3 protein-coding genes are annotated in these 1,538 nt (G+C 55.4%); 1 reads left to right on the top strand and 2 read right to left on the bottom strand.

Translation table 11 applies throughout. The features are described from left to right. Positions 1–302, bottom strand: a 302-nt coding sequence (locus ACESNI_RS02110; RefSeq protein WP_373084537.1) for an FAD-binding oxidoreductase, incomplete at its 3' end; no start/stop codon positions are given. A 20-nt stretch (positions 303–322) separates the two neighbouring features. Beyond that, on the bottom strand, positions 323–1,267 hold the full coding sequence (locus ACESNI_RS02105; RefSeq protein WP_373084535.1) for an L-threonylcarbamoyladenylate synthase: 945 nt from the start codon (positions 1,265–1,267) through the stop codon (positions 323–325). Between the two features lie 148 nt (positions 1,268–1,415). Here ACESNI_RS02105 and ACESNI_RS02100 point away from each other — a divergent pair. Beyond that, positions 1,416–1,538, top strand: a 123-nt coding sequence (locus tag ACESNI_RS02100; RefSeq protein ID WP_373084539.1) for an acyl-CoA dehydrogenase N-terminal domain-containing protein, incomplete at its 3' end; no start/stop codon positions are given.

Genomic DNA, 1,538 nt, shown 5'->3' with positions numbered 1-1,538 from the left:
CGGTCGATGGCGCGGATTGATTTCATGCGCGACATCGACAGGATAATCTCATCACCGCTCGTGAAGGGAATAGAACCACCAACAAGGCTGGTATTACCACCCTGCGGCACGAGAGATGTTTTCGTCGCTGCACAGAGCTTGACGACGGCGGCAACCTCTTCTGTCGATTTCGGTTGAACGACAGCCCGGGCGCGACCAATAAATTTATCCCGCCATTCAACAACGAAGCCCCGCATGTCGGCCTCGTCAACGAGGACATGCTTGTCCCCAACAATATTGGTGATTTCCTTGATCAAGTCCATTAGCCGACTTTCTCCCGTTTCTATCTTGGTGCCGCCGCACGGCGGAGACGGTCATTAATGGCAACGCCAAGCCCGGTTTCGGGGATCGGGCCCACAGCAATTGCGGCGACCCTCATCTCATCAAGCAGGTGCAAGGCGCTGAAAAGATGAGAGGTTGCCTCGATCAGGCTGCCATTTATACTCAAGTTTATATCTGCAAGATGGTCCTGATCGCGACCAAATCCCAGAAACGCTTCATGCGGCCGTTTATCGGTGGCGTTGAGGCGAACCGGGCAGTGCGGCGCATAATGGCTTTGCTGCATACCCGGGCTCGGTGTCGTGCCGTCTGCGTCATGGGTGAGAAGGGGGCCGACGGCGGCCGTCAGTTCTTCACCTGTAATGCCACCTGGCCGCAGCAAGACAGGCCTGCCGTTATCGAAGCCCACGACGGTGCTCTCAACCCCAACAGGGCAGGTGCCGCCCTCCAGTACACCGGCAATCCGATCTTTGAGCCCATCGATGACATGCTGGGCGGTAGTCGGGCTAATGCTGCCTGACGGGTTAGCGCTTGGGGCCGCCAACGGACGATCACAGCTCTTTAGAAACTCTAGTGCCTGTTTATGAGCCGGAATGCGAATAGCGAGCGTCTCAAGCCCGGCACTTGCAAGTCGGGAGACCGGGCAGTCCGGCTTTCGCGGCAGTACCAGGGTGAGGGCGCCGGGCCAGAAGCTGGCGGCAAGTGTCTCTGCTGTTTCATTGAAGTCGACGTAGGCCCGGGCGGCCGCCATTGAGGGAACATGAACAATAAGCGGATTGAAACTCGGTCGGCCCTTGGCCTCATAAATTGACGCGACGGCGGTGTCGTTAAGCGCATCTGCGCCGAGCCCATATACCGTTTCGGTGGCGAAGGCCACAAGGTGACCGGCCCGGATTTCTGCGGCGGCGTCTGAAATTCCCTGTTGGGAAGAGGGAAATATTTTTAGCATTGCATGACTTGCTTTTCGGTTTTTATTTACGGGTACAGTTCAGGACGGTGGCTTCCAGAAACGCTTCGGTGCGAAATCCTTTTTTATCGCCGCCGGATATGCCATAACATCTAAAAGGCAAGCATAACCAGATCAAAAGAGGTTTTCCATGGGTGAGTATACTGCGCCACTGAAAGATATGCGCTTTGTATTGAATAATATTGTTGATCTTGAGGCTTTATCAAAGCTGGAGACCTATGCCCATGCGGAACCGGATGTTGTGGATGCTGTG

Origin of the sequence: Sneathiella sp., from assembly GCF_041689005.1 — a bacterium.
GTDB lineage: Bacteria > Pseudomonadota > Alphaproteobacteria > Sneathiellales > Sneathiellaceae > Sneathiella.
The sequence above is the reverse complement of the archived record's forward strand: the minus strand, read 5'-3'. Positions and strand labels throughout refer to the sequence as shown.

What these genes read in the sequence shown, in the direction of transcription:
- ACESNI_RS02105 (WP_373084535.1), bottom strand. Translation starts at nt 1,267, where the DNA reads ATGCTAAAAATATTTCCCTCTTCCCAACAGGGAATTTCAGACGCCGCC.